This window comes from Brevibacillus ruminantium, from assembly GCF_023746555.1.
GTDB lineage: Bacteria > Bacillota > Bacilli > Brevibacillales > Brevibacillaceae > Brevibacillus > Brevibacillus ruminantium.
On sequence record NZ_CP098755.1, the window covers coordinates 5,280,105 to 5,305,343 of the forward strand.

Consider the following 25,239-nt stretch of genomic DNA (forward strand, 5'->3'; position numbering starts at 1 on the left):
TCAGCTCCGGTTCGATTTGCGGGAAAAAGGAGCGCAACCTTGGGATGACCTCAAAGCGAAACTGCTTTTGCGGCTCCCCCGCAAATCGAACCGGAGCGGACAGTGAATCATCCATGCAGGGCGTAATACGGAGCAGAGCAGGGAAACATGCTTCTTCTCCCCGGCAGCCCCGTTCCTTTACTTAAAACTAAGAGCAAGACAACGAATCTCATCCCTCAGAACCCCCAGCTAAAGTTACTAAAAAAGCTCCATTCCCAAAAGAACAGAGCTTCTCAAGCAATTTCATCCAGCATTTCATGTAACATCGATAAAGCAAATGTCCGATAGCTCTCCCTTACAAAGCCCGAGCCAGCAAATCCATGATATGCACCGCTTCCATCTGTCCTTCCAGCCCCGCCCGGATAATGCCCTTTTTCATTTGCAACAGACACCCCGGATTGGACGTTACGATTAGATGAGCCTTGGTCTTCTTGACGTGCTCCATCTTGCCATCGAGAATTTGCATCGACATGTCAAAGTTCGTGATGTTGTAGATGCCGGCCGAGCCACAGCAGTTGTCCGCACCGGACATTTCCACCAGCTCCAGGCCCGGGATGCTTTTCAGCAACTGACGAGGCTGGTTGCGCACCCCCTGCCCATGCGCCAGGTGACAGGAATCCTGGTAGGTCACTCGGACTTCCAGGGGCTTGGTAAAGGTCAGCGGCGGCAGCTCTGCCAACAATTCATTGGCATCTCTCACCTTGGCTACAAAGGCCATCGCCCGCTCCTGCCACTCCGGGTCTCCGTGGAACCAGTGGTGGTACTCTTTCAGCGCCGCCCCGCAGCCGCCCGCATTATTGACGACGAAGTCCACACCGGCCCGTTCAAACGCCTCGATGTTTCGCTTGGCAAGCTCGACTGCTCCGTTCTTCTCACCGGCATGAGCATGCAAAGCCCCGCAGCACACCTGGTTTTCCACAAACACGACATCGCAGCCCGCTTTTGTCAGGAGCTGAGCGGTTGCCTGGTTGGTTTCAAAAAACATCATATCCATGATACAGCCCGTAAACATCCCGATCCGAAGCGCGGTCTCGCCGTCTGCCTTCATGACGGGCTCCCTTTTTTTCCGCTCTTTGGGCGAAGCGATTTTGTCCACAGCCTGCTGCATTTCTGCCATTTCCCGGGGCAGGATGTTGATCAGGCCCGTTTTGTTGGCCAGTGTTTGCAGCCCCGCGCTTTGCGTCGCCCACAGCACAGTCCCCAATGTCTTCATGCGCTCCGGGTACGGAAACACCCGATCAAAGACCAGTTGGCGCAAAAAAGGCGGCTTTGTCTCGCTCTTTTTGTGATCCTCGACGACCTCCCGTGCGGTTTCGACCAGACTGCCATAGGGGACACCGGCGGGACAGGCCGTCTCACAAGCACGGCAGCCCAGACAGGCGTACATGTTTTTCTCAAACTCCGCGTCTACGGTCAGTTGGCTGTTGGCTACCCCCTTCATCAGGGCGATGCGCCCGCGCGGACTTTGTGATTCCAACCCCGTCTCGCGGTAGGTCGGACAGGCCGGCAGACAAAAGCCGCAGTGCATGCAGTTCATGATCTCGTCCATGTTGAATTTGGCCAGCAGCTCCTGGTTTGTCCGGGTCATCGTTTCACCACCACTCTGCGTCGACCGCTGTTTGCAAACATTTTGCCGGGGTTCATGATGTTGTTCGGATCAAAAGCTGCCTTGATCCGCTTCATCAGCTGGATCCCACCCTCGCCTACCTTCAGGTCGAGGTAATTCATTTTGGCCATCCCGACGCCATGCTCTCCTGTAATCGTGCCGCCCATGCGGATAGCCGCGTGGAATATTTCTTCAAAGGCTTGTTCTACCCGGTGAATTTCTTCCTTGTCCCGCTCATCGGTCATACAGGTGGGATGCAGATTTCCGTCTCCGGCGTGGCCAAACGTACAAATCTGGAGCTGGTACTTCTCGGCGACCCGCTCTACCTCTGCGACCATATCAGCCAGTCGGGAGCGCGGAACCGTGGCATCCTCGAGAATGGTCGTCGGACGCAGACGAGACAGTGCCGCCAAAGCAGAGCGACGAGCTGCCAGCAGCTTGGCTCCTTCCTCCGGGGTTTTGGCCAACTGCACCTCGGCCGCCCCCTGCTGCCGGGCAATTTCCGCGATTTTTTCAATATCCCGTACCACCAGCTCCTCCGGGCCATCTTGCTCGATCAGGAGCATCGATTTCATCTCCAGGGGCAGTCCCAGCTTGGCGAAATCATCCACGACCTTCATCGTAGACTGGTCGAGAAACTCGATAGTGGCTGGAATGATCTTCGAGGCGATCACCGTTTCCACTGTTTTGGCGGCATCGACGAGATTGGTATAGTAGGCAACCAGGGTTCGTTTGGACTCGGGCAAAGGCAGCAGCTTTACCGTGATCTCGGTAATCACGCCCAGTGTCCCCTCCGATCCGACCATCAGCCTGGTCATATCGTAGCCAGCCACGTCTTTCATATTTTTGCCGCCGCAGCGCAGCACTTCTCCGGACGGAAGCACGTACTCCAGCCCCAGAATATAATCCTTGGTGACTCCGTATTTCAGCCCTCTCATCCCGCCGGCGCACTGGGCCATATTTCCGCCGACCGTGGAAATCCGCATGCTGCCCGGATCAGGAGGATAGAACAACCCCTCCGCTTCCACCGCCTGGTGCAGGTCGGCTGTAACCACACCGGGACCAAGCGTTGCGGTCAGATTTTGTTTGTCGATTTCGTATATCTGGTTAAAGCGGGTCATATTCAGGACGATGCCGCCCTCGACCGGTATCGTTCCGCCCGCCAGATTGGTTCCCGAACCGCGGGGTACGATCGGTATCCCGTGCGTATTTGCCAGCTTCAAAACCGCCGACACCTCTTCGACTGTTCCCGGGATCACCACCGCATCCGGCATGGCCTGAAAGATAGGCGTTGCATCATAGGAATAGGCGTAAAGTTCATTCGGCGTATCCAGAAAATACTTCTCGCCTACAATCGCCCTCAGCTCTTCCCGAATCGCTTTCTCCAGCATTGTTTCTCCCCCGTTTTCTAAAGTCATCAGGTCATCAGATATCTGATCAAAATGATAGCATTTCATCTGTCTGGACAACAATCCCTTTGCCCCAAATCTTCTTCGGCAATACCCTTCTGCCTGAACTCAAGTTTCTCTGGTATCCTTGTTTTTCAAGGGGTTGTCTCCCCATACCCTTTATTATATATATTCAGAAAAATTTATCAATTTGTTGAATTCAGCTTCCCATTTTGCTAGAATGCTCGTCAGGTGATCAGATATCTGTCACTCTGTAATCCGGGATCGATCGTTCTAACTGGTGCGTATCTGACAAATGGCCGCGCATAAGAGGCAACCCCCAAGGCAAGATGCTTCAGGGGTCCTCGTATAGTAAAATGATTTCAGCACAAGGTAAAGGAAGGAAGCACATTGCCGATTCAGCAGATTTCCAGCAAAAAAATATATGAAGTCATTACCGAGGAATTAAAGCAGATGATTGTGGACGGCCAAGTCAAGCCCGGGGATAAACTGGACTCCGTGCAAGTGCTGGCGCAAAAATTTCAGGTGGGCCGCTCTGCTGTCCGGGAAGCGCTGAGCGCACTGCAAGCGATGGGTTTGGTCGAGATCAAACAAGGCGAAGGGACTTTTGTCCGCAAGTTTGAAACATCCAGCCTGAGCGCTCCGCTCTCCACCATTCTGATGGGCTCGGAGGATATTCTCGAATTGCTGGAAATGCGGAAAATATTGGAGGTCGGCAGTGCCGGTCTGGCCGCGCGCAATTGGAAGGATGGTGATCTGGCCGCCATCAAACAGGCTTTGGACCAGATGCGGGAGAGCGTGGATTCGGAGGAAGCGAGTGATCAAGCCGATATCGATTTCCATCAGGCAATCGCGCACGCCAGCCACAACCGCCTCTTGATTGATATGATGAAAACCATCTCCGGAGCGATGACAAAAAGCATGCGCAACACCCGAAAAATGTGGCTGTTTGGAGAGAAATCCAGCACAGAGCGGCTGTACGAGGAGCATGTCTTGATCTACAAGGCAATCCGCGAGCGTGACGCCCTGATGGCACAGCAAAGAATGCTGCACCATTTGCTCAAAGTGGAGGATGTGCTGCTCAACCGTCTGGAGCTGGGCGAGGAGTAAAGTGGGGGATCAGATTGCGTGATCACAAACTAAAGAGCATCCGTCTGACAGGAGGCATGAGCGATGCCGGAACTTCCGGAAATGGAAAACTACCGCCGGTTGCTCCATGAACGACTGGCGGGACAGAGGATCACCAGTGTCAGCGTGGAGCGCGAAAAGACGATCAATCTGCCCGTTGCCAGCTTTGTCGCACGTCTCCAGGGCAACTCTTTTGTGGCCACTGGGCGCAGAGGAAAACATCTGCTTTTTCATCTTCAATCCGGTGATGTCCTGCTGCTTCACCTGATGCTCGGCGGCTTTCTCTATTGGGGAACGGAAGCGGACAAGCTCGACCGAACTGCCCAGGTCACCTTGTCCATGGGCAACCACCGGCTGTATTTTCACGGGCTCCGTCTAGGCTATCTTCATTTGCTCACGCGCGAAGAGGCCGAGGAACGGCTGGCAGATCTCGGCCCCGAGCCCCTCGACCCGCTGTTTACCTCTGATCAATTTTCCCGGCTGCTCCAGAAAAAACGCGGTGTGCTGAAATCCGCCTTGGTCGATCAGCATCTCCTGGCCGGGATTGGCAACTGCTACGCCGACGAAATCTGCCACCGTGCCGAAATCCTGCCGCTGCGCCGCATTCCTTCGCTTTCTCCAGAAGAGGCCGGGAAGCTGTTTCACTCGATGCAAACGGTGCTTCGGGAGGCGCTCCAGCATGGGGGATACATGGAAGTGCCGCTGTTTCACGAGGACCATCTGACTGGCGGCTACAATGACCGCTGCCTCGTCTATGATCGCGGCAACGAGCCTTGCCCGCGCTGCGGACATCCCATCACGCAGGACGAGTGGTCATCGCGAAAGGTTTTTTACTGTCCCAGTTGTCAGCGCTAAGCCTCCCCCTTCTGGCCAGAACCCGCCTACCCGCCTGACGATTGGGACAAGCCGGTCAACCTGACCGGCAGCCCGATCCAACATCCGCCACCGCTCGATCAATCCGCTTCCATTTTTCGTTTCATATACACTTGCTCGTTCCCCGAAGAGGCAAAGCCTGCCTGCTCCAGCACGGTCAGTACCACCGACTCTGACGCTGGCAGATTGAACGTCCCTCTCCTGCATGTGTAGTCTAACGGCGCAAACGCATGACAGAGCGCAAAGCGGACGATCTCTTCTCCGTCGGAACGCTCCCCGTCGAAGGCACATTGGCGCAGGGTGATTGATGCCAGCTTGCCCTCTTCGTCCCACGTGCGTTTGTACAAAGCGTAACCGACCGGCTTTCCGGAAGAATCCTCAACGAATACGGCTTCTCCGTCGCGAAGGCTCTGCCACTGATTCTGCCAGGGAACATGGGCCGAGTAAAAGGACAAGCCCGCCGCCTCCTGGGGAACTCCGCGGCGAATCCGATACGGCATGGACGCCACATCGCCAAAAGGCTCTCCCGCAAAAGGCTCTGTATGCTGCCAGAAAAGCAGGCGGTCTGTAATTTCATAGCCGAGCTGCTGATACAGCGCGATTGCCTTGTCATTTTGACTGACAGCCTCCAGCGTCGCGAGCTGCACCCCCTCCTGCCGGTACAGATCCAGAGTGGCTTCCATCAGCTTTCGCCCCAGCCCTTGGCGGCGAAATTCTGTCGCAACACCGGTTCCTCCGTTCCAGGCCACTTTCTTGCCAGCGATAGACCGCACACCGCTGGCGACGAGACCGACCGGTGCTCCATCCGAAAAAGCGACGACCGAGAGCGCGGAAGTATATCCCTCGGCTCCCAGCCTTTGCGTCAGGCTGTCAACCGTCATCGTGATCGGGAAAAAGTACCCCTCAAATCCACGGTTCCAGGCTTCTGTAATCTCCGCCAATGTACATTCAGGAAAACGCTTGATGGAAATCGACGACACAGGATATCACCATCCATTTCTTGAAAATGGTCTTAAAATTCATTAGATAAAAAAATTTTAATCGATAAATTCAAAAAATTCAATCGGGTCATTTGAAAAAAGTGGAAGGCAGTACGAAGTATGATATACCATGAAGGAGGGCTCTTACATTTTTTCCAGGGGGTTGATGTCATGCTTTCCAAAGAAGTACTGATCTCTCAATTTGCAGGTGTACGAAAACGAACGTTGAAGTATCTTCAGGAAATGCCGGCAGATATGATGGACTGGCGTCCCGCTCCTGACAAATTTTCCTGCGGAGACATCATACGCCATCTGGGGTCGACAGAACGGATGTTTTATCATGCTATCACCGAGAATGAGTGGAAGTACACCGGGCATGGACCGGAAAAAGGAGAAACGCTGGAAGCGGCCCTACACTATTTGCAGGACTGTCATGAAGCCGTTCTCACCGGACTGCAACAGTTGGAGCCGGAGCAGTTCAATAAAAAAGTAAAAAATCTGCTGGGCTATGAAGTCAGCGCTTGGAGAATCGTGATGGCCATGATCGAGCACGAGATTCACCATCGCGGACAGCTCTCCGCTTACATGCAGACCAACCAGGTCCAACCGCCGCAAATTTTTGGCCTGCAAATCGAACAGATCCCCACTGCCCTGCCTGATGATCAGAATCGTGACGAGTAAATCGATCCTGCTTACTTCTCCTTTTTCTTGTTCAGCTTTTCATCAATCTCTTCCAGCTCAGGCAATACTTCTGTGCCAAACCAATCGGTCAGCTTGCTGCGCGCCTTTCCTTTGACCTCCTCGTCGATGTAGACAGCCACCATCACCAAAGCACCGATCAATGTCGTCAGGTCATCCCCATATCCTACTACCGGCGTCACATCCGGCACGATGTCAAGAGGACTGATGAAATAGCCCAGCGCTCCCAAGATCACCGTTTTCGCCCAAGCAGGGGTTTTAGGATTTTGCAAAGCGTAGTAAAGCAGCAGCGCTACGTAGACGACCTTGCCCCCTGCTTTTTTCGCGAATTTCTTTACCTTTTTCCAAAAAGACTCCTCCGAGTACGCCTTCGCATATTTCTCAGACATATCCCCACCTCCTGTTATTCTAGCGGCTTTCTTCTTACGGTTATCGTAGTCCTTTTGCCATGCCTTCTGCAAGGGGAGTGCCGGGCCTTATCTTCCTTTCTATCTCACGTGGTCGGGACATGGTAAGATGAAGGAAGACTGTTGAACTGCACTGGACGGTCACCAATCTACGCAAATGAGGGCGAACATCATGACGACAAAATCCAAAATCATACTGTTTGCAGGAGGCAGCCTCGGCAGTTGGGCTTTGGAGGAAATAGAAAAGGAAGATGTGTTGGTCGGCGTTGACCGCGGGGCCTTGTTTCTCATCCAAAACGGCAGACAGCCTCATCTGGCCATCGGCGACTTTGACTCCGTCACCGCAGCAGAGCGGGAGGTGATTCGGCAAAACAGCGGGGAGATGCGCTCTTGCGACCCGGTCATGAAGGATTTGACCGATACGGAGATGGGACTGCGCTGGGCGCTGGATCAGCAGCCTGCGGAAATTGTCCTTGCAGGTGCGCTCGGCTCCCGATTCGATCATTCGCTGGCCAATGTTCACCTGCTCCGAAAAGCGCTTGTGGCCGGGGTTCCTTGCCGGATCGTGGATGAGAAGAACCAGGTTCTGCTGGTCGACCAACAAGTGACGCTCCACCGAAAGCGGTTTGCCCATGTCTCCCTGCTCCCGCTGACAGAACAGGTGAGCGGCATCACACTCACCGGCTTTCAATACCCGTTGGACAAAGCCACACTGCGGATCGGCGACACTCTGGGTATCAGCAATGTACTGCTGGCAGATACCGGGACGGTTACCGTTGCTGACGGGTACCTGCTCGTCATCCAAAGCATGGACTAAGCCATCTCCCTGACAAACAGGGAGATTTTTTTATCGTATTTAGCCGAAGACTCCCACTCCTAGGTCTATCCTAGTTTGACGAAAGTGGAGGAGTGTTCAAGAGCGACGCCCTGACCTGAGGTTCATCCCTTTAGGTAAGCGACGAGCGGGCAGATGCCCCGCTTGCTTCGCGCTCAGCCTGCAAAGGAAGCTGCCAATCGATTTCGCCCAGCCCCTGCTCCCGCAAGAACTGATTGGCCCGGGAAAAAGGACGGCTTCCAAAGAAACCGCGGTTGGCCGAAAAAGGGCTCGGATGCGGCGACTGGATCACAAAATGCTTCCCTCTGTCGATAAAAGCAGCCTTTTCCTGGGCATGTCGGCCCCATAATATAAAGACCAGCGGCGTTTCCCGGTCATTCAACACACGGATGACTCTGTCGGTAAACTGCTCCCAGCCCTTCCCTTTATGCGAGTTGGGATTTCCCCCGCGTACGGTCAGCACTGTGTTGAGCAGCAGCACTCCCTGCTTGGCCCACTCGACCAGATACCCGTGCTGCGGAATCGCACAGCCGAGGTCGCTCTGCAGCTCCTTGTAGATATTTTGCAAAGACGGAGGCGTGGTTACCCCGGGCTTGACCGAAAAACTGAGGCCATGCGCCTGCCCGGGTCCGTGGTACGGGTCCTGTCCGAGGATCACGACCTTGGCTTCCCGGTAAGAGGTGAGGTGGAGCGCATTAAATATATCGTACATATCGGGATAAATCGTCCCGTTCTGGTATTCGGTTTTTAAGAATTCGCGAAGCTGGATGTAATAGGGCTGCTGGAATTCCTCCTCCAAAAGCGTCGCCCAATCGTTCCGCAAAATAGACATCTTCTACACCTGGCCTTTTCCACGTAGGACTTTTCTCTATCATACCTTCTTCCATTTTAATAGAAAAGAGACCGGGAAAATCCATCCTTTTGCAGGAAAAGGGCCTTCTTACCTTGCCCTGGCCATCCTCATGGACACCTTCCTGGGACTTATGCAGAAGGAACACACAGCCATTTTTCCGGTTTCTGGGCGTCCGTTCCTATGACCGTTGCTTGATAGCTTGGTCCTATGTTTTTTGACATAATATCCCTTGGATTCTCTTACTATCGAAACGGGAGAGAGGTTTGTAAAGATGAAATGGGATTTGAAATCATTTGCGGGGGGAATCGTCGTGGGATCGGCGCTTTTCTCCGGCTGGGCCTTGGCCGCTCCTGCCTTCCCGGACACCAGCGAAATCAACAAAACACCGTTTACCTACTATTTTGACGGGATTCCAAAATCGCCCTCTATGGATGTACAAGGCATATTGTACAAAAATTCCGTCTATGTACCCATCCGCTTTGTTGCCGAAAATCTGGGGAAATCCGTCCTCTATGACGCCAAAACCAAATCGATCTTCCTCGGCAAGCTGCCCGTGGGTAAAATGTACTCCAAGCTGGAGGCCGTCGAACTGGTCAAAAAGAAATTTGCAGGCAGCCTGACCCCGCAGCATATCGTCGAATACGATCATGACGATGAAAAAGGGCATTACGTCATCCAGGTCTACCAAACTGTGGTAAATAATTTCCAATCGGGTGACAGCTACACCAGCACGTATGGATGGTTTGTGGTCAATCCCAATACAGGTGAGATCCGCTCCCTGTTGCAGTAAATGCTAAACCGAGAAGTTTCAGTCTTTTGGCGCTGGTTTTTCGGTCTTCTGCTATCGTTCTTATTCTTTTCATACTGAGCGACAAAACGGCTTTAACCGTTCCGACTGACTGCAAGCAAGCGGTCACATCCAATTTTATAAAAAACGTCAAGATGTTCCAATCCCCCGATTGAGAGGGGACGTTTTTCACAGAAAAAAAGCAGCGGTTCTCCTCTTGGGGCCGCTGCTTTATCTGCATACATATGCTCAAATAGTTTCATCAATGCCAATTAATCCAGCCGGTGCCTCTCCATCTTCCGGTACAGGGTCGACAAGCTGATCTGCAATTCTTCCGCTATTTTTGCCTTGTCCCCTCCCCATTCGGGTGAGCCGAGATAATGCTCCAGAATACGCCGCTCATAACCAGCCACCCGCTCCTCCAGACTGCCGAAGCCGAAAGCCCGCTCGTCTTCTCGCCCTCCAGGCTGAGCTTCGACGCAGTCCGGCAGCGTCATCGGCTGCTCCAGGTACTCCGGCAGATCCGCTACCCGGATCACGGTATCCTCGGCCATATTGACCATGTACTCCATCGCATTTTCCAGTTGTCTGATGTTTCCCGGCCATTCATAGCAGGTCAGATGCTCCAGCAGATGCGGCTCTATGTCCAATCGTCCCTTTTGCAAAAGCGTCCCGTACTTGTGCAGGAAATGCTGGAGATACAAGGGGACATCCATGCGTCTCTCCCGCAGCGGCGGCAGGCGAAGGGGGATGACATTCAACCGGTAGTACAGATCCTCCCGAAAGGTTCCCTCCCGAACCATGCTCTCCAGATCGCGATGCGTCGCTGCGATCACGCGAACATTCACCGTGACCGGCTTGATTCCGCCTACGCGGTCTACGGTTCTCTCCTGCAAAACACGAAGCAGCTTGGGCTGCAGGGAGAGTGGAATGTCTCCCACCTCGTCCAGAAAAATGGTCCCCTGGTGAGCCAGCTCAAATTTCCCCGGCTTCCCCTCGCGGCGAGACCCGGTAAAAGCTCCCCCTACGTAGCCAAACAGCTCACTTTCCAGCAGCGTTTCCGGAATCGCTGCGCAATTAACCGCTATGAAAGGGTGTCTGGCGCGATTCCCTTCACTGTGGATCGCCCGGGCCAACAGCTCCTTGCCCGTTCCGCTCTCCCCGCGGATCAGTACTGTAGAGATGCTGCCTACCACCTTTTTGGCCTTGCGGATCACTTCGGACAGGCCCGTTTCGGCACCGATAAGCTGCGCAAAGTAAACCGCCTGTCCGGCATCATCGGGCAGCTCCTCCTGGATGTTGCAGCCTTGTTTCCGCTCTTCTTCCAGCTCCAGCAGCTTGTGCTCGATCAAGGCACTGGTATGCTGCAGAAACGTCATCAATTTCTCAGTATGCTGCACCATCTCTTCTTTTTGCTCAGGGGAAAAACCGATGACGCCGATAACTCCGACCATCTTCTCCCGCTTGTAGACCGGAAAGCCGATCGTTGCCAGCTCCCTGCACTGGTGCAGAAATTTGCAACTCATGCACTGGGACTCATTCTTTTTCATGTCGTAGATGATACCCGGCTGACCCGTCTGCAAAATCATGCGGAAAAACGATCCCTCAGGGGCAGGCAAGCCGATCAGGTCCTGATAATAGCCAGTGCCGCTGACCCGAATTCCCTGTTCATCCAAGATCGTGACATCCAGCCCCAGCACCTGGGCGATATTTTCCGCGTACCCCTGAAGAAAAGTACGGATGTGTGCAAATTCCGTCATGACCTGCCCCTCCTGCCCTCGTCCCTCACTGCTAGCTGCCGGCTTTTACCGTGCTGACCAGAGGGCGCAGCGCCTGCTCCAAATCCTCGATAATGTCCGACACATCCTCCAGGCCGGTCGAGAGGCGAATCAGTCCCTCGGTAATCTGAAAGGCTTCCCGCTCCTCCGGCGGTATGGAAAAATGCGTCATGGAGGCTGGATGCTGCACCAGCGTCTCTGGGTCTCCTAAACTAAACGATATCATAGCCAGACGCAGGGCGTTAATGAAAGATTTGGCTGCCTGCGCGCCGCCCTTCACTTCAAAGGAGACAATCCCGCCCATTCCAGACATCTGACGCTTGGCCAGCTCATGCTGCGGATGGGAGGACAGCCCCGGATAATAGATACGCTCGATCGCGGGATGCGCCTCCAGATAGCGGGCAATCTGCTCCGCGCTTTGACAGTGCTGACGCATCCGCAGCCCCAGTGTTTTCAGTCCGCGCAGAATCAAAAAAGCATCCCAGGCATTGAGATTTTGGCCGAGATCGCCCATGATGTGCTTGCGCATAAACTGGATGGCTTCCCGCTTGCCGACGATAAAGCCGGCGATCACATCACCGTGGCCGTTCAGATATTTGGTCGCGCTGTGTACGACGACATCCGCCCCCAGCTCCAGCGGCTTCTGCAGATAGGGCGTCATAAAGGTATTGTCCACGATCACCGTAAGACCGTGAGCGTGAGCCAGTTCGGAGAGCCTCTCGATATCCAGGATCGTCAGACAAGGATTCGAAGGTGTTTCCAGATAAAGCACCCGGGTATCCGGTCGGATGGCCTGCTCTACCGCAGCCAGATCGGTACAGTCTGCAAAGTCGACGGCGATCCCGTAACGAGGTGCCAGCGAGGTCAAAAATTTATAGCTTCCTCCATACACATCCCGGGTACAGATGACATGGTCACCCTGCTTCAAAAAAGCGAGCAGGGCACCCGAAATGGCCGCCATGCCGCTGCTGACTCCCAATGCGGCTTCTCCGTTCTCCAGCACCGCGATTTTTGCTTCCAAAGCGGCTATAGTCGGGTTGCCGTAACGTCCGTAGTAGATCCCTTCTTTTTCTCCTGCTACCACGGCAGCAGCAGCCTCGGCATCCGTAAAAGCGTAAGCCACGGCAGGGACAACAGCCGAAACTACTGCTCCTGTTTTCTGGCAAGGCTCTTGGCCGGTGTGAATTAAAGAGGTATCCATCCTCCATTTTTTTGTATCCATGCTGTCTCTTCCCCTCACATCTTTGTCCTTTTTCTCTTATTTCTTATCTATAAGCAAGTTTATAAGCAAGGGTTATGCCAACAAGAGAATTGGGAAAGCCGCCCCCCTCGCACATGGCCCGTAAACCCCTGTATCATCGCCTTTTCAAGCTTTGCGGACACCTGCCTCGGGACGTTGAGTTCTGGATTTTTCATCATTCTATTGATCTGGCAAGCGGTTCTTTTCGCACTTTTGCAAAAACCTTTGGCAAGAATGCGATTTTAGGTTCTACGTAAACATCATGCAGCTGTGCGCCAGGCAGACAAACAGAAAAAACCCGATGTTCGCAGCACCGGGTTACAGAGTTCGGAGTTACAGGTTTACAAGGGTTACAGGTTTACAAAGCTACACGGTTTTTAGGTTCCAAGGTTGCAAGGTTCCGAGGTTCCAGGGTTATGGCGCAGCAGCAAGCTCTTGCTTTCAGACCAGCAATCCTCCGCTGCCTTTTGCATACTTGGCAATTCCCTCTGCCGCCCGATAGGCCAGCGCTCCTACAGTATCTGTCGGGTTGTAGCCGCTGTTATGAGGAAAAGCAGACGCCCCGATAACAAACAGGTTTTCCACATCCCACATCTGGAGGTAATTGTTCACCGCGGAGATGTCAGGAGAGGCTCCCATGATCACGCCGCCGGTGTTGTGGGTAGATTGATATGGCGTGATGTCGTAGGGACCCAGCTCTCGTCTGACATCGATCTGCGTTGCTCCCATCTCTTTGAGAATCTCACCGCACTTGTCCGCTGTAAAGGCGGCGAGCTGACGGTCTTGCTCCTCGAAGTCAAAGGTAATGCGAATCAGCGGATCGCCAAACGCATCCCGATAGGTGGGGTCCAGATCGAGGAAATGCTGCCGGAAAGGCATAGAGGACCCTTGGGCACCTACTCCCAAAGCACGGTTAAAATACTTGATCGAAGCCGCCTTGAAATCTTTGCCCCAGTTCGGTGTTCCTTTGGGTACCGGATTGTTGGCGACAGGACGCTGTCCCGTTTGGGAAAAGCTGATGCTGGCACCGTGGATGAACTTCAGGTCGGAGTGGTCAAAATTGTCTCCGTTGTAATCATCCAGCGTCATGCCCAGAGAGCCTGCTCCTGCGTACAGATTGAATTCCTTCTCTTCAAAAAAGCCGGTCGCTCCACCGCGGATAACTTGGTAGGCATAGTTTTTTCCGATGACTCCTTTTCCTGTTGCCGGGTCGTAGGGCCGTCCCAGCTTGGAGAGAAGAAGAAGACGCGCGTTATTAAATACATAGCTGGTCAAAACGACAATATCCGCCGGCTGTTCGATTTCTTCGCCTGTGGTCACATCCGTATAGAGCACGCCTGTCGCTTTGTTCCCGGTATGCAAAATCCGACGGACATGTGAGTGCGTCCTGATCTCGAATTTCCCCGACTTTTTGGCTACGGGTATCACCGTGACAACCGGATCAGCCTTGGCTCCGTACTCACAACCAAAGCGCTCACAATAGCCGCAATACTGGCAAGCCGCCCGGGAGACTCCGTCTTCATTGGTATACTGCTGCGAGAGGTTGGCTGAAGGCATCATGTAGGGATGCAGCTTCAGCTTTGTGGCTGCATCGGCAAACATTTTCATGGCCGGCGTCTGCTTCATCGGCGGTGTGGGATAGGGGCTGGATCGTTTGCCGCCCAGTGGATTTTCTTCACCGGAAATGCCTGTCAGTTTTTCAAACCGGTCATAGTACGGCTCCATTTCATCATAGGTGATGCCCCAATCCTGGATGGTCATGTTATCCGGAATTTTTTTCTCCCCGTACCGCTCTATCGTCTTGCTGCGAATCTGAAAATCATACGGCAAAAAGCGGAAGGTCTGTCCATTCCAGTGAACACCCGCTCCGCCAAGCCCGGTCCCGATTAAAAAGGAGCCGTACTGCCGCATCGGCAACGCCCTGATTCGCGTATTGCTGCGAAAGGTGATGGTTTCCTTTGACAAATCCTGCATCAATTCATAGCGCAGGGCGTAGCGAAGCTCATCGTGCACCATAAAATAGTCTTCCGTCTTTCTTTCCTTTCCCCGTTCCAAACCGACAACGGTCAGGCCCTGCTTCGTCAATTCCTGGGCGATAATGCCCCCGCCCCATCCTACACCGACAATCACAACGTCAACTTTCGGCAGTTTTTTTGCCATCCTTATCCCCTCTTATCCATGCTGATGATCTCGCAGACTGACTGGGTCCATTTTGACAAATTTGTCTTGCTCGATAACTTGCGTATAGGCCATCTGGTTGCCCGGGTAGTTCTTCATTCTCCAGCCGTCCATATTCTTGTTGCCTCCGTAGAGCGGGTCCGCATAGACACCCTCCAGCGTGCTTGCCCGCAGCATTTTGAAAAAGCCGCTGGCCGAAATCGTGGTCAGCTTGACTTCATCGGATTCAAAGGCTTTCAAGACACCGTCTTGCTGGTTTGGCTCCAATTCATAAAATCGCTTTTGATGTTTGGCCGTACTGTAGTTGTTCATTTCCTGAATTCCGATATCAAAAATCTCCCGCCGCTTTAGCCTGCCTTGGTATCCCTGCGTCGCCTCGCCCGGATAAAACGGCCCCTGCATATATTCACGAGAGTTGAACCCCCAATCTCCTGCGAGTTGGTGGTCGATAAAGTAAGCCGCCCCCAACGTCTTGGCACCAGGTCCGTGTTCGTCTTCCGGAAAAATCCGTTCTGTAGCTGCTTCGACAACCCGGAATTGTTCGGGCGTAAAATACATCAGTGCCTGGTTAAAATCAGGTGCAGCAGGAGCTGCCTGCGGTGCGGGCGGGGCTTTTGTCTTGAGCAAACTGCCAGCCACACCCCCTACTACCAGGCCACCCAACACCAAACCGGAGTTTTTCAAGAATTTCCTTCTTGATACGGGTTGCTCTTGTCGTTCATCTGTCTGTGCCATCGCTACCACCTCCTGATTGTCTATCTTTTATTTGCGCAATCCTAAGCCAAAATAACCGCAAATCGAGAAAATTTTCCAAGCAGCCGCATCAATAAATATCCAATAATCGGCAAACCCTATCGGTAGCAGGAAGAAAATAGTGGAGGGATACAGCGAATGCAGATGAAAAAGTTGATCAGCGCAGTCGGAATCGTTTGTCTCCTGGCAGCCTGCGCCAATCAGGCGGCCCCTAATAAAGGGACTGGCAATCAAGCGGCCCGTCAACAAGCCACGCAAAAGCAGACAGCTCAGAAACCGGGCGCACAAACCAAACAGGGGACACAAACCAAAGCCACCCAACATCCCGGCGGCGGACATGATCACATCACCGTCATCCCCAGTGTAGACCGCGATAAAAAACTGACGACCAATCGGTACGATTCGACCAACAGCGGCATGGGAACCGCCACCTACAGCATGATGGGCAGCTCCAGCCTGCTCGATGGCGGTCCTTCCTCCAATCTGGAGTCGCAGCTCGCGGCAGCCGGTGTACACGGGGTAAAGGCTCTGGTTATGGATGACTGCGTGTTTGTCGCACCGGCAGATGGCAAGACCCTCTCCGTCAATCACATGGATGAGACACAATCCCATCTCCTGAGCGGGTATCAAGGAAGCTCCGCGCGCGGAAAACAGCCAGGGGATAAAGTCGGCACACTGGGTACAAGCGATCAAGCAGGGCTGATGGCCAGAGCCCATGATCAAATCGAACGCATTTATGGCGGACGCGTACAAATTCGGACCGTGACGAATCCGGACGCGGTTGCGGCGATGGAGCGCATCAGACAAAGCTTGTCGAAGCACCATCCTCAGGCTGCTACCATGCAAAAAACTAATCTCGCCAGTGATCTGTCACTGCTGCTTCGTTCGGCTTCTACGAGCAAACAACCTTGATCGGCCAAAAACAATCTGCCATTATTTGCCATGATTGCCTAGTGTCGTTCTGGGCTTCACCTGTTTTTAGGAATCTTGCCCACAGGTGTCCCGGACCGGCCCTCGGAACCTCGCAACCTCGCAACGCAAAAAGGACAAGCCTGCCTGGTATTTGCCAGTCAGCTTGTCCTTTTCCTTTTTCCTATTATCCTTGTTTCGGCAGTTCAAATGAGCTTTTCAGAGAGACGATTCGGTTAAACACCAGCTTATCCTCTGCCGTGTACTTCGGATCGACATTGAAGTACCCATGGCGGAAGAATTGGTATTTGTCCTGCGGCTTAGTCTCTTTCATGTTGGGCTCTACAAAGCCTTGCAGCGTCTCCAGAGAATTTGGATTCACGTTGTCGAGAAAGCTGTTGCCTTCTTCCTGATCATCCAGAATCAGCGGTTCATACAGGCGGAATTCAGCCGGCAGCGCGTGCTTTGCGTCCACCCAGTGAATCGTGCCCTTCACCTTGCGGCCGGTAAATCCGCTGCCGCTCTTCGTTTCCGGGTCATACGTGCAATGAATCTCTAGCACATTTCCTTGCTCGTCCTTGATCACATCGGTGCACTTAATGAAGTACGCGTTCTTCAGCCGCACTTCATTTCCCGGGAACAGTCGAAAATATTTGCCGGGTGGATTTTCCATAAAGTCGTCCTGCTCAATGTAAATCTCACGAGAGAACGGGATTTGTCTCATGCCCATCTCCGGATTTTCCGGATTGATCTCTGCGTCCAGCATTTCTACCTGATCTTCCGGGTAGTTGGTGATGACCACCTTCAGCGGGCGAAGCACTGCCATTGTCCGCGGAGCTTTCAGCTTCAGGTCTTCACGGATAAAATGCTCCAGCATTTTCTCATCTACCGTGCTGTTGTTGCGCGCCACGCCAATTTCCCGGGCAAATGTGCGGATCGCTTCCGGTGTAAATCCGCGGCGGCGAAGGCCGGAGATCGTCGGCATGCGGGGATCGTCCCAGCCATCCACGACATTCTCGTCCACCAGTTGTTTCAGCTTCCGCTTGCTCATGACCGTATTGGTCAGGTTCAACCGGGCAAATTCGTACTGTCTCGGTACCTTTTCCATTTCACATTCGCGCACGACCCAATCATACAGCGGACGATGATCCTCGAATTCCAGCGAACAGAGCGAGTGCGTCACGCCTTCGATCGCATCCTCCAGCGGGTGGGCATAATCGTACATCGGGTAGATGCACCATTTGTCACCTGTATTGTGGTGAGTCGCATGGGCAATCCGATACAGCACCGGATCACGCAGGTTGATATTCGGAGAGCTCATATCAATCTTGGCGCGCAATACTTTCTCGCCGTCCTTAAACTCACCATTGCGCATCCGTTGGAACAAATCCAGATTTTCTTCTACTGACCGATCGCGATACGGACTGTTTGTTCCTGGCTCGGTCAGTGTTCCCCTGGTCTGGCGAATTTCTTCCGCCGACAGGTCGCATACGAAAGCCAGTCCTTTTTTGATCAGCAGTCCAGCGCGATCGTACATCTCTTCGAAGTAATCAGAAGCAAAGAACAGCCCGTCCCATTCAAAACCAAGCCATTGTATGTCTTCCTTGATCGCGTTTACGTATTCCGTATCTTCCTTGAGCGGATTGGTGTCGTCAAAGCGCAGGTTGGCTCTGCCGTTAAATTCTTTTGCCAGTTCAAAGTTCAGGCAAATCGCTTTCGCATGTCCGATGTGAAGATACCCGTTAGGCTCTGGAGGAAAGCGTGTCACGATTTCCTTGACTCGGCCTTCTTTCAGGTCTTCCAGGACGATGTTGCGGATAAAGTTGGATGATGCCGATTTGTTTTCCAATGAAAATCAACCTTTCCCTTCACCTTTACATTCCATAATACTGATTCCATCGTGATAGTTCAACAAAATCACCCTGCTTGTCCAATCATCTGCCGTTCATTCTCTATCCAGAGCCCCGAGGTTGCATGTACGTCGGAAATCACTGTATTCCCGGTCGCCTGCAACCCCGCGGTTCTCTTTCCTCTCTCATCCCCGAGCTTGGTTTTCCGGCTCACTGCTGCGGTTGAAATACAAATGTCTGATCGAATCCAGCAAGGTCTGATTTTCCGCTACGGCACGCACTCGCTCACGATGAACAGGTCTGATCAGGGGTAAAAGCGGTTGTGGTACGTGAAGAAGCGCTGCAAAGGCTTCTCCCGCCATCTGATCCCACTGTTGATAATACCGAAGGAGATCATCTGGCAATACGCATCGACGGTCCGTCCCTTCTTCCGGCATACAAGCAAACGGTTCATCCAGATTGAGCGTGCCGTAATCATCGGTCAACTGTTCACCAGGAAGGATATCCCGCGCAGCCAGCTCCATGTCATACATCGTACCTACGCAATTTGCATGAAAGCTGTGATTGACGAAGCGTGCTTTATCCCAACACAAGATGTACTGTCCGTGTTGATTGCGGAAAGAATATTTGATCACATCCCGCTTGCGCAGCTCATCAAGTGCCGCTACATATTCAGGCTCCAGCACTTGATCCAGATCATCCAGTACCCAGACGATGGTACCTTTGGGAATCAGCTTGGTCGCAAATACACCGTACCCGATCTCCTCATTCATAAAGCGCAATTCCGTATCCGGATGCATCATGGTCTGTTTTTCACCCCTTGGCAAATCTGCTTGCGGTAAAAGCCTATACCCGTCTGTTAGATCGCGGACGATAACAATCGAAGCGCCCTTGCAGAGGTTTTTACCATCATAAGCAGATGCCTGCGAATGGGTGTTCACGAAAATCCACCAACAGCTTCACAGCTCGTCCAAGTAAACGGACGTATTTGACAAAAGTTTATTATTACCGAATCGAGGGAATATCATCCAACAGATAAACAACTTCCCAATTCGAGGTGATTTGTCACATCCACTACACAGCCTGGATTTATGGTCCGACTAGCTTGAAACATCAACATGTCTTCACGAAAGGATGCGACAACCATGCGACTGTTTAACAAACTGCGCCATAAAATTGTCCTCTGGTTCCTGCTCTTGGCCGTACTGCCTTTGATTCTGAACTCTTATCTGATTATTACCGACAGTACGAACATTTTGATCGAAAAACAAAAGCTATCCACCGTTCACTTGACCGAATCCACCGCACAAGCAATGGATCAGTGGTTGGACAGGCGTCTGTCGGAAGTAATGGTGCTCGCCCGATCCTCAGACATCCAATCGGACGACGCCGAAGCGAAAAACCAGTTTATCCGCAAGTTTACGGATGAAATCAAGCTTTTTGACGGGAATACATTTATTTCTTCTGACGGTATCGTTCGTGCAGACACGTTTCCCGGCAGCGTCGGGATCAGTTTGAAGGATCGTCCGTTCTACCAACAGGGTATGGAAGGAAAGACCAGCTACTCGGACATGCTCATCGCCAAAACGACAGGAAACCGCTCCATTGTGGTGGCGGCACCTGTCGTCAACAATGCGGGGATGACGCTTGGCGTTTTGACTGGTCTCGTCAATGTAGACTCGTTTTTATCGACGTTTTTGCATGATCTGGACCTGGGTGAAGGCGGCTATCCAATTCTCGTGGATCACAATGGTTTGATCCAGGCGCACCCCGATCCTGAACTGATCGGCAAATCCATCGAGGAAGCGTCTCTCCCGGAGGGACTGGGCAGCATCTTGAAAAACGGTGCTCCATCTGCTGGTTCCTCGATCTACTCGGACAGTGGAAAAGAGTATCTCGTCACTTTCGCAGCGATTCCCCAAACCGGTTATAGCCTGTTCTTCCATCTGCCGATATCGACGATAACCGCTGAGGTATGGGGAATGGTCAAAAATATCACCCTGATCTGCTCGATTATCACAGCTATCATTTTGACTGCAGCTTTCTTTGTATCTCGTCAAATTAGTCGACCGATTGCAGAGGTTTCCGTCATCGCAGGGCGGATATCGGAAGGTGACTTGGCTGTAGAACCGTTGACGATCAAAAGCCGGGATGAAGTCGGACAGCTTTCTGAATCGGTCAACCAGATGGTCGGCAACCTGCGGAGCATTATCCAGCAGGTAAACTCCTCGGCAGAAGAACTCGCCGCATCGGCTGAAGAGCTTTCTGCCAATGCCGAAGAGACGAGCAAGGCTACCGAGCAAATTGCTTCGTCCATCCAAGAAGTCGCGTACGGGGCAGAGCAGCAGGTGCACAGTGTTTCCGAAAGCGTCGGCACCATCGATGCTGTCTCCAAGGGTATCCAACAGATCGCGTCCAACGCGGAACACGCTGCCGACACGGCAAATTCCGCATCGCAAATTGCTGCGAACGGGAACGATGTCATCCAAACGGTCATGCATCAAATGCAATTGATCCACGCGACGGTAAATGACATCGCATCCATTATCAAACGTCTGGGAGAGAGCTCACAGGAAATCGGACAGATTGTCCAAGTGATTACGGCGATAGCCCAACAAACCAACCTGCTCTCCCTCAACGCAGCGATTGAGGCTGCAAGAGCAGGGGAACACGGCCGAGGATTTGCCGTGGTCGCCGATGAGGTACGCAAGCTGGCGGAAGAATCCGCAAAGTCCGCACAGCAGATCGAACAGCTGATCACGGCTATTCAGGCGGAGTCCAATCAAGCTGTGCACTCGATGGAAAAGGGAACGCGGGAGGTTGCCCTGGGCATCGATGTGGTCAATGAAGCAGGTAAATCCTTCGTGCAGATCCGTGATTCTGTCTCACAGGTAGCTACCCAGATCCATGAGGTTCAGGCTTACTCCCTGCAAATGACGAAGGACACCGAGCAGGTCGTCCATCTGGTCGGACAAATCTCCAAGGTTGCCGAAAATGCTGCGGATGGCACTCAAAATGTCTCTGCTGCCACCGAGGAGCAACTGGCTGCTGTCCAGCAAGTGACCTCTTCCGCAGAGTCCCTGGCCAAAGTGGCAGAGGATTTGCAGGATCAGGTTCGCAAATTTATCTTGTACCGTTAATTGAAAAAAGCACGGGTCGGGAACATCTGCCGACTCCGTGCTTTTTGACTTTTAGGATGAAGAGTGATTGCTGAGCTTTGCATAAAATTCCGGTCTGCGATGAACCATGCTTGGCAGCTTGTCCTTTACCCGCTTCACCCGGTTCTGATCGATTTCGGCCAAAATCAGCCCTTCCTCCTCGCCTCCGCTTGCCAGGATGACGCCCATCGGATCAGCCACCATGCTTCGGCCCGAAAAGATATTGCCGGTTTGGTTCGCCGCGCACACGAAGGTAGTATTCTCAATCGCCCTGGCCCTCACAAGCACTTCCCAGTGGTCTTCTTTTAATATCCCGCCATACCAGCCAGCCGAAACGATCAGGAAATCTGCTCCCTCCAAAGCCAGCTGCCTGCTCACCTCAGGAAAACGCAGTTCATAGCAAATGACCAGCCCAAGCTTGCCGAACTCGGTGTCGATCGGTCATGTCCATGCGGGGCCAAACGCCGTACTTAGCTTAAAACGGGAGGGGTGGAAAGAAATCGTCAGGTCCTTCAGTAAAAGAGTGAGAGTCTATGAAAAAGCGGGAGAAAATCTCACAGAAAATTTGTCGAGAAGTGCTGCAGATGATCAAGACAGGTCAATACCCTTCCGGCTCGAAACTGCCTACCGAAATGGAGCTGGCTGCCCCGTTCGGCGTCGAATCGCCAACGAAAACGGCTCTTGCGAAGTGTATGAAAGACACCTCGCAAGAGCCGAATAAAGTTTAACAAGAATTTAATGCCGACTAGCAAATCGCCAGCATCCGCTCCGGGTGGTTGGTGCATATCTGCACGTCGGGATACGCTTTGAGAAGCTGACGCATCGCCTGAGGGTCATCCACTGTCCAGGCAATGATCTCTACACCTTGCTCCAACGCAGCGCTTGCCAGCTCCTCTGTCAGATAAGGATAGGCCATCGACAGGATCGTCGCCCTGGCAGCATGCAACTGCTCCAGCAGCATGACCGGATTTCCATACACGATCAAGCCCGTCCTCACCTCGTCATCCAAGCTTCGGAAGCGGCGGATTTCCTCGTGATCAAACGACGTCACGTACACCTCGCCTCTCATGTCATAGCGCTTCAGCAAAGCCAGTACACTCTCGGACAGTCCCGGATGCATACCGGGTGCCGTCTTTAACTCGATGTTTAGCGTGCAGCGTCCCTTCACGGCCTGCAGCACTTCTTCGAGGGAAGGAATCCGCTCTCCGGCAAACCTTTCTCCAAACCAACTGCCAGCATCCAGCGCACGCAGCTCTTCATAGGTGTACGCAGAAATCAGGCCGCTCCCATTTGAGGTCCGCTCCAGCGTGAAGTCATGAAACAATACGGGAATGCCATCCTTGGACAACTGGACGTCTATCTCGATGGCCCCAATCGCCGGTTCTGCCAGCGCCAGGCGTATCGCGGTCATTGTGTTTTCCGGAGCTTTTCCCGACCAGCCGCGGTGTGCCATACACACGTTCATGCTGCTTCCCTCCATCTTTTTCCCGGCAGCTATAGAAAGCTGCCCGGTCCTGTTACTTTTTCAAAAGCTTCTGTCCCTTTTCCACCGCATTGCCAATCGCTTGGTCGACTGTGGCTTGCCCCAATACGGCCCGTTGAATTTCCGTCATAATGACTTCCTGCAATTCCTTGTAGCCCGGCACCATTGGACGCGGCTTGGCGTATTCCAGCTGCTTGACGGCTACCTGGAAGTTCGGCTCTTTCTCGTAAGCCTTTTTCATATCTTCGGATTCCACTGCATCTTTGGTCACGGGCATATAGCCGGTTTCCAGCGACCACGGAATGGTTTGCTTCGTATCAGTCATCCACTCGATAAATTCCCACGCTGCTTTCTTCTCCTCGTCGGAAGACTTCGCCAGCATGACCAGATTGGCTCCGCCAGTCGGCGCTCCGTAGCTCTTGTTGGCTGGGAGGAACGCGGTGCCCATGTCAAACTTGGCCGCTTCCTTGAGGCCGCGCAGATCGCCCGTCGACGTGAAGATCATCGCTACCTGCTGGTTGATGAAATCCTGTTTGGCGACGTCCCAGGCATTGTACTTTTCACCAGGAGGTGCCTTCATTATGCCTTCTTTCAGCATCCCCGTCCAGAAATTCAGCGGTGCTTTTCCGGACTCTTCGTTTATAAGCAGGCTTTTGCCGTCTTCGCTCAAAATATTGCCGCCGCTTTGGAATACCAGCGCTTCGTAGAACCAGATGTCGATCGGCGTAGAGAATCCGTACGTCGTGGTTTTCGCTCCCTCTTTTTTCGTCAGCGCTTTGGAAAATTGCTGCAGCTCTTCCCAGGTTTTCGGCCCTTCCGGATCAAGTCCTGCTGCTTTCAGCAAATCGCGGTTCAGGTACAACAGCGGCGTGGAACGGTTAAACGGGATGGCGTACAGCTTCTCTTTCCAGTAAGAGTTGCCCAGCAGACCGGGAATGTATTTCTCCTCCGCACCATTGGCGTACGGTCCCAGATCCTGCAGTACCTTGGCTTCGGCAAAGGCACCGATGGAGCCTACCTCCACCATCGTCACGTCCGGCTGATTGCCTGCAGAGACGGCGGCAAGCACCTTGGAGTGGTTCTCATAGTAACTGCCCTGATAAGCGGGTTTGACCACAATATGCTTATGCGATTCGTTGAAATCTTTGACCATCTTTTCAATGATTTCCCCGTTGCGCCCGCCGAGCGCGTACCAGAAATCGATCTCCACCGGCTTGGCTGCTTCTGCTGCTTGTTGCTGCGGCTGCGCAGTCGTGCCGCCAGTCCCGCTGCTTGCCGGCTGCTGGGTTGCCGCTTGATTGCCCCCGCCGCATCCGGCCAGTACGGCCGTCAAACCTAGTACACATGCCAAGACAGATCCACGAACTTTTTTCACCACTTGTGCCTCCTTTTATATGCAGGGACCTGAAAACTCCCTGGTTTACTTGGATTGATAGACAAATGCCCTGATAATGTGCCGTTGTGCGAAGAAGAAGATGAGCAGGATCGGGAAGACGAGAATCATATTGCCCGCCATGATCACATTCCACTGTTTTCCGCCCTCCACCGCCTTCAGCATGGAAATCCCGATGGGTAGTGTTCGCACTTCCTGGCTGTTGGTCATGATCAGCGGCCAGAAATAGTCGTTCCAGTGGTAGATGAAGCTGAACAGACCAAAGGTGACAAGGACCGGCTTCGCCATCGGCACCATAATGGTCCACATGATTTTCCACTCCGAGGCATTGTCCAGCCGGGCGGCTTCGATCACTTCATCCGGCACCTGCATGAACGACTGCCGCAGCAAAAAGATGCCAAACGCACTCGCACCGTAGGGCAGAATCAAAGCCCACAAGGTGTTGACCAGCCCCCAATGGCTAAGCTCTACGTAGACCGGCAGAAAAATGACCTGTGCGGGAATCATCAGCGCAATCAGGGTGAGAGCAAACAGCGCCTCTTTGCCGCGAAAACGGTAGCGGGCAAATGCATAGGCCGCAGGCACCCCGGTGAGCAGCTGCAGAACAAGAATCCCGCCCGCTACGAGAAAGCTGTTCCATACGTAGGTGAGAAAGGGCCCTGATCTCCAGGCGGTCTGGAAATTCTGAAATTGCCAGGACTCCGGCAGCCACGTGGGAGGGAATTGGTAAACCTCCGGCATGGTTTTAAACGCAGTGAGAAACATCCAGAGAAACGGAAACACGAAGACCAGAGCTACAGCGATGAGCAGAATCCCTTCTATTGTTTTCCACGCCGTCGTACCAGCTTGTCGCAATGTTGTCCCCTCCTTTCGTCTATGGG

The 25,239-nt window shown here is 53.1% G+C and carries 23 protein-coding genes; 8 read left to right on the plus strand and 15 right to left on the minus strand.

What is annotated here, in order from left to right; genetic code table 11:
• Positions 1-334: 334 nt before the first annotated feature.
• Positions 335-1,627 (minus strand): (Fe-S)-binding protein, encoded by a 1,293-nt coding sequence (locus NDK47_RS25875; protein WP_251872576.1) that lies wholly within the window; start codon positions 1,625-1,627, stop codon positions 335-337.
• On the minus strand, positions 1,624-3,036 hold the full coding sequence (locus NDK47_RS25880) for an FAD-binding oxidoreductase (RefSeq protein ID WP_251872577.1): 1,413 nt from the start codon (positions 3,034-3,036) through the stop codon (positions 1,624-1,626). The genes NDK47_RS25875 and NDK47_RS25880 overlap by 4 nt, the downstream gene beginning before the upstream one ends.
• 408 nt (positions 3,037-3,444) lie before the next feature.
• Between NDK47_RS25880 and NDK47_RS25885 the strand changes: the two genes are divergently transcribed.
• Together NDK47_RS25885 and NDK47_RS25890 are read left to right on the plus strand one after the other, a co-directional pair.
• Positions 3,445-4,164, plus strand: a complete 720-nt coding sequence (locus NDK47_RS25885) for a FadR/GntR family transcriptional regulator (RefSeq protein ID WP_305883353.1) — start codon at positions 3,445-3,447, stop codon at positions 4,162-4,164.
• 63 nt (positions 4,165-4,227) lie between these two features.
• Positions 4,228-5,037, plus strand: a complete 810-nt coding sequence (locus NDK47_RS25890) for an Fpg/Nei family DNA glycosylase (protein ID WP_251872578.1) — start codon at positions 4,228-4,230, stop codon at positions 5,035-5,037.
• 98 nt (positions 5,038-5,135) lie between these two features.
• On the opposite strand, the gene NDK47_RS25895 is transcribed toward NDK47_RS25890, so the two are convergent.
• Positions 5,136-6,035: a GNAT family N-acetyltransferase gene (locus NDK47_RS25895; protein ID WP_251872579.1), complete on the minus strand. Its 900-nt coding sequence runs from the start codon at positions 6,033-6,035 to the stop codon at positions 5,136-5,138.
• A gap of 171 nt (positions 6,036-6,206) precedes the next feature.
• Between NDK47_RS25895 and NDK47_RS25900 the strand changes: the two genes are divergently transcribed.
• Entirely contained in the window at positions 6,207-6,716 is a 510-nt protein-coding gene (locus NDK47_RS25900; protein ID WP_251872580.1) for a DinB family protein, read from the plus strand.
• Between the two features lie 11 nt (positions 6,717-6,727).
• Here NDK47_RS25900 and NDK47_RS25905 read toward each other — a convergent pair whose 3' ends face one another.
• Positions 6,728-7,123: a YkvA family protein gene (locus NDK47_RS25905; protein WP_251872581.1), complete on the minus strand. Its 396-nt coding sequence runs from the start codon at positions 7,121-7,123 to the stop codon at positions 6,728-6,730.
• A 190-nt stretch (positions 7,124-7,313) separates the two neighbouring features.
• Here NDK47_RS25905 and NDK47_RS25910 point away from each other — a divergent pair, with 190 nt between their 5' ends.
• Positions 7,314-7,958, plus strand: a complete 645-nt coding sequence (locus tag NDK47_RS25910; protein ID WP_251872582.1) for a thiamine diphosphokinase — start codon at positions 7,314-7,316, stop codon at positions 7,956-7,958.
• 130 nt (positions 7,959-8,088) lie between these two features.
• Here NDK47_RS25910 and NDK47_RS25915 read toward each other — a convergent pair whose 3' ends face one another.
• The gene (locus tag NDK47_RS25915; RefSeq protein ID WP_251872583.1) at positions 8,089-8,808 is read right to left on the minus strand and encodes a uracil-DNA glycosylase; all 720 of its coding nucleotides are present in this window, start codon (positions 8,806-8,808) and stop codon (positions 8,089-8,091) included.
• A gap of 292 nt (positions 8,809-9,100) precedes the next feature.
• Here NDK47_RS25915 and NDK47_RS25920 point away from each other — a divergent pair, with 292 nt between their 5' ends.
• Positions 9,101-9,619 (plus strand): stalk domain-containing protein, encoded by a 519-nt coding sequence (locus NDK47_RS25920; RefSeq protein ID WP_251872584.1) that lies wholly within the window; start codon positions 9,101-9,103, stop codon positions 9,617-9,619.
• Between the two features lie 269 nt (positions 9,620-9,888).
• Here NDK47_RS25920 and NDK47_RS25925 read toward each other — a convergent pair whose 3' ends face one another.
• The 4 genes from NDK47_RS25925 to NDK47_RS25940 all read right to left on the minus strand — a co-directional run bounded on the left by NDK47_RS25925 (position 9,889) and on the right by NDK47_RS25940 (position 15,547).
• The gene (locus NDK47_RS25925; RefSeq protein WP_251872585.1) at positions 9,889-11,376 is read right to left on the minus strand and encodes a sigma-54 interaction domain-containing protein; all 1,488 of its coding nucleotides are present in this window, start codon (positions 11,374-11,376) and stop codon (positions 9,889-9,891) included.
• 31 nt (positions 11,377-11,407) lie between these two features.
• Positions 11,408-12,616 (minus strand): trans-sulfuration enzyme family protein, encoded by a 1,209-nt coding sequence (locus NDK47_RS25930; RefSeq protein WP_251872586.1) that lies wholly within the window; start codon positions 12,614-12,616, stop codon positions 11,408-11,410.
• Positions 12,617-13,075: 459 nt separating this feature from the next.
• On the minus strand, positions 13,076-14,794 hold the full coding sequence (locus tag NDK47_RS25935) for a GMC family oxidoreductase (RefSeq protein ID WP_251872587.1): 1,719 nt from the start codon (positions 14,792-14,794) through the stop codon (positions 13,076-13,078).
• A gap of 12 nt (positions 14,795-14,806) precedes the next feature.
• Positions 14,807-15,547 carry a gluconate 2-dehydrogenase subunit 3 family protein gene (locus NDK47_RS25940; RefSeq protein WP_251872588.1) on the minus strand — a complete coding sequence of 247 codons (741 nt, stop codon included), beginning with the start codon at positions 15,545-15,547 and terminating at the stop codon, positions 14,807-14,809.
• A 156-nt stretch (positions 15,548-15,703) separates the two neighbouring features.
• Between NDK47_RS25940 and NDK47_RS25945 the strand changes: the two genes are divergently transcribed.
• On the plus strand, positions 15,704-16,477 hold the full coding sequence (locus NDK47_RS25945) for a hypothetical protein (RefSeq protein ID WP_251872589.1): 774 nt from the start codon (positions 15,704-15,706) through the stop codon (positions 16,475-16,477).
• Positions 16,478-16,661: 184 nt separating this feature from the next.
• Here NDK47_RS25945 and NDK47_RS25950 read toward each other — a convergent pair whose 3' ends face one another.
• Both NDK47_RS25950 and NDK47_RS25955 read right to left on the minus strand, forming a co-directional pair.
• Positions 16,662-18,323, minus strand: a complete 1,662-nt coding sequence (locus tag NDK47_RS25950) for a glutamine--tRNA ligase/YqeY domain fusion protein (protein WP_251872590.1) — start codon at positions 18,321-18,323, stop codon at positions 16,662-16,664.
• 186 nt (positions 18,324-18,509) lie between these two features.
• Entirely contained in the window at positions 18,510-19,127 is a 618-nt protein-coding gene (locus NDK47_RS25955; RefSeq protein ID WP_407653467.1) for an SET domain-containing protein, read from the minus strand.
• A gap of 342 nt (positions 19,128-19,469) precedes the next feature.
• On the opposite strand from NDK47_RS25955, the gene NDK47_RS25960 reads away from it, so the two are divergent.
• A complete protein-coding gene (locus NDK47_RS25960) occupies positions 19,470-21,464 on the plus strand; it encodes a methyl-accepting chemotaxis protein (protein ID WP_251872592.1) in 1,995 nt (664 codons plus the stop codon).
• Between the two features lie 51 nt (positions 21,465-21,515).
• Here the strand turns inward: NDK47_RS25960 and NDK47_RS25965 are convergent, their stop codons facing one another.
• Positions 21,516-21,920, minus strand: coding sequence for a nitrilase-related carbon-nitrogen hydrolase (locus tag NDK47_RS25965; protein ID WP_407653468.1), 405 nt, complete (start codon positions 21,918-21,920; stop codon positions 21,516-21,518).
• A 95-nt stretch (positions 21,921-22,015) separates the two neighbouring features.
• On the opposite strand from NDK47_RS25965, the gene NDK47_RS25970 reads away from it, so the two are divergent.
• Positions 22,016-22,210, plus strand: a complete 195-nt coding sequence (locus NDK47_RS25970; protein ID WP_251872594.1) for a GntR family transcriptional regulator — start codon at positions 22,016-22,018, stop codon at positions 22,208-22,210.
• Positions 22,211-22,227: 17 nt separating this feature from the next.
• On the opposite strand, the gene NDK47_RS25975 is transcribed toward NDK47_RS25970, so the two are convergent.
• From NDK47_RS25975 to NDK47_RS25985, 3 genes are read right to left on the minus strand one after another with little or no spacing between them, the layout of a single operon-like run.
• A complete protein-coding gene (locus NDK47_RS25975) occupies positions 22,228-22,947 on the minus strand; it encodes a glycerophosphodiester phosphodiesterase (protein ID WP_251872595.1) in 720 nt (239 codons plus the stop codon).
• 52 nt (positions 22,948-22,999) lie between these two features.
• Positions 23,000-24,340 (minus strand): ABC transporter substrate-binding protein, encoded by a 1,341-nt coding sequence (locus tag NDK47_RS25980; RefSeq protein ID WP_251872596.1) that lies wholly within the window; start codon positions 24,338-24,340, stop codon positions 23,000-23,002.
• Positions 24,341-24,385: 45 nt separating this feature from the next.
• A complete protein-coding gene (locus tag NDK47_RS25985; RefSeq protein WP_251872597.1) occupies positions 24,386-25,213 on the minus strand; it encodes a carbohydrate ABC transporter permease in 828 nt (275 codons plus the stop codon).
• Positions 25,214-25,239: the final 26 nt, after the last annotated feature.

What these genes read in the sequence shown, in the direction of transcription:
- NDK47_RS25940 (WP_251872588.1), bottom strand. Translation starts at nt 15,547, where the DNA reads ATGGCACAGACAGATGAACGACAAGAGCAACCCGTATCAAGAAGGAAA.
- NDK47_RS25975 (WP_251872595.1), bottom strand. Translation starts at nt 22,947, where the DNA reads ATGAACGTGTGTATGGCACACCGCGGCTGGTCGGGAAAAGCTCCGGAA.
- NDK47_RS25930 (WP_251872586.1), bottom strand. Translation starts at nt 12,616, where the DNA reads ATGGATACAAAAAAATGGAGGATGGATACCTCTTTAATTCACACCGGC.
- NDK47_RS25890 (WP_251872578.1), top strand. Translation starts at nt 4,228, where the DNA reads ATGCCGGAACTTCCGGAAATGGAAAACTACCGCCGGTTGCTCCATGAA.
- NDK47_RS25875 (WP_251872576.1), bottom strand. Translation starts at nt 1,627, where the DNA reads ATGACCCGGACAAACCAGGAGCTGCTGGCCAAATTCAACATGGACGAG.
- NDK47_RS25920 (WP_251872584.1), top strand. Translation starts at nt 9,101, where the DNA reads ATGAAATGGGATTTGAAATCATTTGCGGGGGGAATCGTCGTGGGATCG.
- NDK47_RS25910 (WP_251872582.1), top strand. Translation starts at nt 7,314, where the DNA reads ATGACGACAAAATCCAAAATCATACTGTTTGCAGGAGGCAGCCTCGGC.
- NDK47_RS25900 (WP_251872580.1), top strand. Translation starts at nt 6,207, where the DNA reads ATGCTTTCCAAAGAAGTACTGATCTCTCAATTTGCAGGTGTACGAAAA.
- NDK47_RS25960 (WP_251872592.1), top strand. Translation starts at nt 19,470, where the DNA reads ATGCGACTGTTTAACAAACTGCGCCATAAAATTGTCCTCTGGTTCCTG.
- NDK47_RS25970 (WP_251872594.1), top strand. Translation starts at nt 22,016, where the DNA reads ATGAAAAAGCGGGAGAAAATCTCACAGAAAATTTGTCGAGAAGTGCTG.
- NDK47_RS25880 (WP_251872577.1), bottom strand. Translation starts at nt 3,036, where the DNA reads ATGCTGGAGAAAGCGATTCGGGAAGAGCTGAGGGCGATTGTAGGCGAG.
- NDK47_RS25945 (WP_251872589.1), top strand. Translation starts at nt 15,704, where the DNA reads ATGCAGATGAAAAAGTTGATCAGCGCAGTCGGAATCGTTTGTCTCCTG.
- NDK47_RS25955 (WP_407653467.1), bottom strand. Translation starts at nt 19,127, where the DNA reads ATGATGCATCCGGATACGGAATTGCGCTTTATGAATGAGGAGATCGGG.
- NDK47_RS25915 (WP_251872583.1), bottom strand. Translation starts at nt 8,808, where the DNA reads ATGTCTATTTTGCGGAACGATTGGGCGACGCTTTTGGAGGAGGAATTC.
- NDK47_RS25905 (WP_251872581.1), bottom strand. Translation starts at nt 7,123, where the DNA reads ATGTCTGAGAAATATGCGAAGGCGTACTCGGAGGAGTCTTTTTGGAAA.
- NDK47_RS25925 (WP_251872585.1), bottom strand. Translation starts at nt 11,376, where the DNA reads ATGACGGAATTTGCACACATCCGTACTTTTCTTCAGGGGTACGCGGAA.
- NDK47_RS25935 (WP_251872587.1), bottom strand. Translation starts at nt 14,794, where the DNA reads ATGGCAAAAAAACTGCCGAAAGTTGACGTTGTGATTGTCGGTGTAGGA.